The organism is Nocardia sp. NPDC056000 (assembly GCF_042269265.1).
Taxonomy (GTDB): domain Bacteria; phylum Actinomycetota; class Actinomycetes; order Mycobacteriales; family Mycobacteriaceae; genus Nocardia.
Window position 1 is genome coordinate 278,475 of sequence record NZ_JBHJXS010000013.1, and the last position, 7,170, is coordinate 285,644.

General features: G+C 68.6%; 6 protein-coding genes. 1 reads left to right on the top strand and 5 read right to left on the bottom strand.

The features are described 5' to 3' along the window. Together ACFC4D_RS34795 and ACFC4D_RS34800 are read right to left on the bottom strand one after the other, a co-directional pair. Positions 1 to 579, bottom strand: a complete 579-nt coding sequence (locus ACFC4D_RS34795; RefSeq protein WP_364640376.1) for a YdcF family protein — start codon at positions 577 to 579, stop codon at positions 1 to 3. Positions 580 to 698: 119 nt separating this feature from the next. Continuing rightward, positions 699 to 1,394, bottom strand: coding sequence for an MBL fold metallo-hydrolase (locus ACFC4D_RS34800; RefSeq protein WP_375968458.1), 696 nt, complete (start codon positions 1,392 to 1,394; stop codon positions 699 to 701). Between the two features lie 63 nt (positions 1,395 to 1,457). Here ACFC4D_RS34800 and ACFC4D_RS34805 point away from each other — a divergent pair, with 63 nt between their 5' ends. Then, positions 1,458 to 3,440, top strand: a complete 1,983-nt coding sequence (locus ACFC4D_RS34805) for a TPM domain-containing protein (protein ID WP_376069622.1) — start codon at positions 1,458 to 1,460, stop codon at positions 3,438 to 3,440. Between the two features lie 293 nt (positions 3,441 to 3,733). Here the strand turns inward: ACFC4D_RS34805 and ACFC4D_RS34810 are convergent, their stop codons facing one another. From ACFC4D_RS34810 to ACFC4D_RS34820, 3 genes are all read right to left on the bottom strand, one after another. Further along, on the bottom strand, positions 3,734 to 4,339 hold the full coding sequence (locus ACFC4D_RS34810; RefSeq protein ID WP_375968460.1) for a response regulator: 606 nt from the start codon (positions 4,337 to 4,339) through the stop codon (positions 3,734 to 3,736). Then, positions 4,336 to 5,562, bottom strand: a complete 1,227-nt coding sequence (locus ACFC4D_RS34815; RefSeq protein WP_376069625.1) for a sensor histidine kinase — start codon at positions 5,560 to 5,562, stop codon at positions 4,336 to 4,338. The genes ACFC4D_RS34810 and ACFC4D_RS34815 overlap by 4 nt, the downstream gene beginning before the upstream one ends. A gap of 114 nt (positions 5,563 to 5,676) precedes the next feature. Then, complete coding sequence (locus ACFC4D_RS34820) at positions 5,677 to 7,110, bottom strand: molybdopterin-dependent oxidoreductase (protein WP_376069628.1); 1,434 nt, start codon at positions 7,108 to 7,110, stop codon at positions 5,677 to 5,679. Positions 7,111 to 7,170 lie beyond the last annotated feature (60 nt).

The window sequence follows — 7,170 nt, forward strand, 5'->3', positions numbered from 1 at the left end:
TCACTGCTCCGCCGTGTAGGTGAAATCGGCCGAATAGTGGGTGAGCTGGTACCACAGCAGCGCGAAGGTCTCGCGAGTTATGCCGTGCGCCTGCGATTCCCGTGTGTACACCGCGGGCCCGGTCCTGGTCGGCGCGGTCCATGCCGAGAGTCCGGCATCGCGCGCCATGGTGCGGGTGCGCAGCGAATGCCAGGGATCACTCACCAGCACCACCGACGACTTACCGCGTGCCAGTAGGGCTCTGGATACCGCTTCGACGCTCTGCAAAGTGTCCGAACCGGTTTCCACCGCCAGCACCCGATCCGCCGGGACGCCGCGATCCTTGAGATAGTTCTTGCCGGACGCGGCCTCGGTGTAGTTGTCCCCCACCTGTTTTCCGCCCACCGTCACGATGAGCGGGGCCACACCCTTCTGAAAAAGCTTGTACGCCTGATCCAATCGGGCCTGGAAGACCGAGGAGGGGGTGCCGTCGTACTGCGCGGCCCCCAGCACCACGATCGCGTCGGCGGGCGCCCAATCATCGATGCGGGCCACCTGCCAGACCCGCACCGCGGTACCGCCGATCACCAGCAGCCCCATGAGCACCCCGCCGATCAGCAGTCGACGCGCCCAGGCCAGCCATCCCGCGACATTGCCGTCATGGGACTGGTCGACCTGCGCCGGCGCCGAGGCGGGCTCGAGGTCGCGGTTCCGGAGTTTTACCAACCGCGCCGCCGCCACTCGGGCAATTGCGGGCGCTCCACACCGAGGGTGGTGTCATCGCCATGGCCGGGATACACCACGGTGTCATCCGGGTAGCGGGCGAAAAGCTTGGCTTCGACATCGCCGAGCAATGAGGTGAACTCCTCCGGCGAGCCGGTCTTGCCGACGCCGCCCGGGAACAGCGAATCTCCGGTGAACAGGTGGGTGCGGCCGTCGCCGTCGGTGTAGGCGAGCGCCACCGAACCCGGGGTGTGACCGCTCAGGTGAATTGCCTCGAACTCCAGCTCGCCGATGCGGATCTTGTCACCGTCGGTGAGGATGCGGGTCGGCGGGACGGGCAGCGCCTCGGCATCGAGTTCGTGCGCGGCGGACGGAATCTCGCGGGCGGTGAGCACATCGGCGAGGGCCCACCAGTGATCCGGATGGCGATGCGTGGTGACCAGCAGCTCGACCCCCTGGGGAGCCTCCTGATCCAGCAATTCCAGAATGCGTTCCGCCTCATTGGCGGCGTCGATGAGCAGCGTCGAGCCGGTTCTCGCGCACTGCACCAGGTACACGTTGTTATCCATGGCGCCCACCGACATCTTCACGATGCGCGCGCCGGAAACGCTCCGCTGCTGCGGGTTGGAGCCGGGGGCGAGATGACCCGTGTACGGGGAATCGATCGTGATCACGCCTTTGATCGTAGTCATGGCCGCCGACACGGGTGACCGGATGAAACCTCGCGCCCCGCGTGCGCCGGATAGATTCATACGATGCGGCTTCCGAAGCAGCTCTCCATGCTGCTGTCCGGCTTCGTGCTGGCCTTGATTGTTCCCATCGGCGGGGGCGCTCCCGCGCACGCCGAGCAGCCGCAGCGGCTGCCCAGCTATGTCACCGATCTGGCGGGCGCGTTGCGCGGCGGGCAGACGGCTCAGGTGCAGTCGGCGATCGACGAGCTGTACACGAAAGACCATGAGCGACTGTGGGTCGTGTATGTCAACGACTTCGCGGGGATGGACGCGCAGAGCTGGGGTGAGCAGACCGCGAAGGCCTCCAACTTCGGCAATCGGGATGTGCTGCTCGCGGTCGCGGTGGGTGATCGCGGGTATGCGTTCACCGGCAGCGCGCCCGAATCGGTCAGTGAGAAGCAGGTCGATCAGCTGCTGATCGATCAGGTGGAGCCCAAGCTGCGCGCCGGGGATTGGGCAGGGGCGGCGATCGCGACGGCTAATGGCTTGTCGGCGGCCATGAATGACACCGGGGGCGGGACCAGCATCTGGGTGGTGCTGATCCTCGTGCTCGTGGTGGCGCTGGTGGTGGGCGCGGTGCTGCTGTGGTCGCGCGGGCGCAAGGCGCGGCGTTCACGCGCCGAGCTGGAGGCCGCGCGCAAGGTCGATCCGGCGGACACCGCGGCGCTCAACGCACTGCCGCTCGCCGCACTGGACGCGCGATCCAAAGAGTTGCTGGTCGATACCGACAATGCGATTCGCACCAGCGCAGAGGAATTGCGGCTCGCCACCGATGAATTCGGCGCGAGCGCCACCGCGCCATTCACCGCGGCGCTGGAAGCGGCGAAGAACGCGCTCGCCAAAGCCTTTTCCATCCGCCAGCAACTCGACGACGATATTCCCGAAACACCCGAGCAACAGCACACCATGCTGGTGGAACTCATCGGCACCTGCGGGCGCGCGGATCAGGAACTCGACGCCAAAGTCACCGAATTCGACGCCATGCGGAATCTGCTCATCAACGCGGGCGAACGATTGGACGCGTTGACCCGGGATCTGGTCGAGCTGACCGCCCGCGTGCCCGGCTCGACCGCGACGCTCGCGCAGCTGGTGGCGGCGCAACCGGCGTCGGTGCTGGCACCCGTACATGACAACGTGAATATGGCGCAGGAGCGGATCACCTTCGCGGACAAGGGCATTCAAGAGGGGCGCGCGGCGGCGGCCCGGCCCGTCGGCGAACAGGGTGCGGCGGTGGCGGCCATTCGCGGGGCGGAGGCGGCCATCAATACCGCACGGACACTGCTGGATGCGGTCGATACCGCCGCGACCGATATCGACCAGGCGCGCGCCGGACTGCCCGGCATCATCGAGGAACTGCGCATGGATCTCGGCACCGCGGCGGCCCTCACCAAACACGGCGGGCCCGAACTCGCGACCGCTGCTATCGCCGCGCGCACCGCGCTCGATGAGGCGAGCCGGGACGGTGCGACCAATCCGCTCGGGACGTTCCAGCGGGCGGTGGCCGCGGATACCGTGCTGGACAAGGCGATTGCCGCCGCCACCGATCGCAAGGTCGCCGCCGAAGACCTCGCGCGCCGCCTCGATCAGGCGATGACCGCGGCCCTGAGTCAGATCAACGCCGCCACCGATTTCATCAGCACCCGGCGCGGCGGCGTCGACGCCGAACCCCGCACCCGCCTCGCCGAAGCCCAGCGCAGCCTCGACCAGGCCCGCCAACTCACCGAATCCGATCCCGCCCAAGCCCTTACCGAGGCCCAGCGCGCCACCGAACTCGGCACCCGCGCGCTACTCACCGCCCAGGCCGCCGTCCGCGAATGGCAATCACAACAGGCAAGCTCCAACTCCCAAACCGGCGCCATCCTCAGCGGCGTCCTCATCGACGGCATGCTGCGCGGCATGGGCAGCGCAAGCCGCGGCGGCGGCGGTTTCAGCGGCGGCAACTACGGCCCCGGCTCCTTCGGCGGCTCCGACGGCTCCCGCCGCATAAGCCGCGGCGGCCGCTTCTGAGCGGCGGCAGCAACAAGGGAGCGCGGCACCATTGGGCGTGGATCCCGGCCAAAAGCATGCCGGGATGACGGGGAGATCCGCTACGAAACGGTTCTGACCGCAGAGTGAAGCCACTCGCAGCGGCGGGTTCCGACCGACGGCCCCGCCGGTTCGCGCAGCGGTGAACTATTCCTGCAACCCCCGCGCCCAGGCGTGGGTTCCCCACAAGGTATCCACGGGATTGCACGAAAAGTTCACCAGCCCAGCACAGTCGGCGCGATGAGCGTGGCCCCGGCAGTGTGGGAAGGCGCGTGTCAGAGCCAGCCGAGGCGCTCGGCGGCCTTCACTGCTTCGGCGCGGGTGCGGGTGCCGGTCTTGCCGATTGCGGAGGAGAGGTGGTTGCGGACTGTGCCTTCGGAGAGGTGGAGGGATTTGGCTATCGCGCCCGCGGTGGCTCCGTCGGAGGCTGCGGCGAGGACTTCGCGTTCGCGGGCGGTGAGGGGGGAGGTGCCCGCGGTGAGGGTTTCGGTGGCTAGGGCGGGGTCCACTACGCGCAGGCCCATGTGGACTCGGCGGACGGCGTCGGCGAGTTCGCGGGCCGGGGTGTCCTTGACCACGAAGCCGTCCGCGCCCGCGTCGATGGCGCGGCGCAGGAAGCCGGGGCGGCCGAAGGTGGTGACCATGAGGATGCGGACGGAGGGGTGTGATTTGTGGAGTTGGGCCGCGGCCTCGATGCCGTCCATACCGGGCATTTCCACATCCAGCAGGGCCACATCGGGATTCGTGCGTTCGACGGCGGCGAGCACCTCATCGCCGCGGCCGACCTCGGCGACTATCTCCAGATCGTGTTCCAGGCCCAGCAGCGCGGCGAGTGCGCCGCGCACCAGTGCCTGATCGTCGGCGAGCAGAAGTTTGATCATCGCGGGTCTCCCATCGGTGCCGCCGGAAAGCTTGCCAGTACCCGCAATCCGCCCTCCGGCCGGTTCGCCACGGTGAGCGTCCCGCCGGTGGCGCGGACCCGTTCGGACAGGCCGGACAGGCCGGAGCCGAATTTCCCGTCGCCCAATCCGCCGCCGTCATCGCTGATCTCGATGCTGAGCGGGGACACCCGCACGGTGGCGTGCCGGGCTCCGCTGTGTCGGACGATATTGGTGACCGCCTCGCGCAGCACCCAGGCGAAGACGACGCTGTGCCGGGTGGGGAGCCCATCCGCGACGGGCAGATCCGCCTCGATCTCGGCGGCGCGCAATGCCGTTCGCGCATTGGTGAGTTCGCCCGCGAGCGATACCTCGCGCAGGCCGCCGACGGTGCTGCGCACCCCGGCCAGCGATTCGCGGGCCAGCCGTTCCACGTCGACCAGTTCCTGTTTGGCGCGCTCCGGATCGATCTCCATGAGCCGTTGCGCCAGTTCGGTTTTCACCGTGATGATGGTGAGCGAATGGCCGAGGATATCGTGCACATCGCGGCCCACCCGCAGGCGTTCCTCCGCGATGGCCAGTTCGGTCAGCTGCTGCCGGGCGAGATTCAACTGCTGATTGCGCTGGATGAGCTGACGGATCCCGCCCACCGCGAACGCGGACATCGCCATCGATTGGATGATGTCCCAGTCGGGCGCATCACCGGCCACCGCCTGCGGAATGACCGCCGTCACCAGGATCAACCCGATCAGTGTCGGAATAGCCTGCGCGATAGGCAGTGTGAAGGCCAGGAACGAAGCCGGATAGACCGCCAGCGGCACCGCATGCGAATGCAGCGTCACCGCGACCGCACCGAGCAGCGCCAATTGCAGGGCGAGCAGCGGGAATACCAGGCGCGATGGCGGGTTCGGCCAGGCCGGCCCCGTCATCGGCAATTGCAGCAGCCGCCAGAACGAGCCGATATAGGCGATCCCGAACGCCACGATCGCGATGAGCGTGTACACCCGGGCCACATCACCGTCGAGCTCCCAGGCCCGGCGCAGCGGTGTGATCAGGTACACCGACCATACGGCCGCGAAGATCCAGCCGAATCGCCGGCGCCGCGCAATACTCTCCCGACTGTCCACCACATCGCCGGACGTTACCGCAGGCCACGACGGCAGGCGACGCTCGAGGATCTCGTCCGCCCAGCCGACCCGACCGCGGCCCGGCACCGGAGTATTCATGACTCCACTATCGAACGGGCGGGCGGCCGAAACCCCACACGTCCGTCATGTTCTACCTATGACAGATGTCATCGTCACAGGTAGGCGCGATCCGCGGCCGTTCGCGCGACAGCCTCAGATGGTGAGGGTCACGGTGTGGAAACCGCTCGGGCCGGAGGGGAAGCTGGGGCGGTCGACGCCGTCCTGCACCTCTCCGGAGCGGCCGGTGACGCGGGCCTGGATGGTGTGCGTGCCGGGTGGCAGATCCACCACGGTGCGCCAGCGCCGCCAGGCGGCGGGTGCCGACTCCGCACCGAGTTCGGTTGGGGTCCAATCGGTTCCGTCCACCCGGATATCGACGGCGGATACACCCTGGGGCGGTGCCCAGGCGACACCGGCGACGGTGGTCTTGCCCGGACTGCCCGCACCCGGCGATGCCACATCGATGCGGGATTGCGGTGTCACCCAGAGGGTTTCATTGGTCCAGCCGCGCTTCCACCAGTAGTCGACGTGCGAATCGTCCGAGAGTTCGAGTTCGGAGATCCACTTCGCGCCCGTGTACTGGCCGTAGATTCCGGGCACGAAAACCCTTGCGGGGAAACCGTGTTCGGGCGGCAGCGGTTCACCGTTCATGCCGATGACCAGGTAGCCGGGCAGCTCCCCCGTGCGCAGCTTCGCCATATCCAGCGAGATCGTGTAGCCGTCCACGGCGCGGGTGACCAGCCGGGTCGCGTCGGTGTCCGGCATGGCGTGATCGAACAGCGCGGTCAGCGGCACCCCGAACCAGCGGGCATTACCGGCCCGATGCTGTCCCGGCGTGTTGTGCACGCACACCATGACCGCGTCGAATTCCACCGCCTGTTCGGCCAGATCCGCCAGCGACAGCCGCAGCGGATGCGCGACCTTACCGGTGATGGCGAGCCGCCATTCGCGCGGATCGATGCGCGGCGGCCGCGAATTCACGTCCGCCACATAGAATCTGCCGACCTTGGTGATCAGCGGCGACAATCCCGGTTCGGAACCGAGCCCGTCCTCGGCCATCGGCACATGCGAACCCATCGGCCCGAGCTGCCGCACCCGTTCGCCGTGCCGCTTATCCGCGCGCCGGATGAGGGTCTCGGCGGCCGCGAGCATGCCGACTCCGCCTGTGGCCCAGAGCAATCCGGACCCCAGCCCACCGGGCGAGCGGCGCAGTCCGGCGCGCAGTACACCCGCCGCCGCGATACCGCCGAACGCGCCCGCGGCCGACCGATTCGCACCGCGCAGCGCCAGCGCGCTCGCCCCCGCACCGAGCGCCGCCACCGCGGGCGTGCGCAGGCGCTCGGGCAGCAGGGCCAAACCCGCCGATCCGGCAACGACATTCGCCACCACGGCGGCGCGAGTGGCCTCCTTGTCGTACCGTCCGGCCCGGGCGACCATGGCCTCCACCACCGGAACGGGCGCGATATCGGCCCCCAGCCGCCCGATCCCGTCGATCACCGAACCGCCCCGGGTCGCGGCAAGCAGTTCTCCGGCGCCGAGCGCACCCAGCCCCACCGCCGCCGCGCGCAGCAGCCGTCTCCCGTTCACCGACACAGTCCGAGCCTTCCGTAGCCGAGCGGGTTGTCCCCGCCCATTCTTCACCAGCCG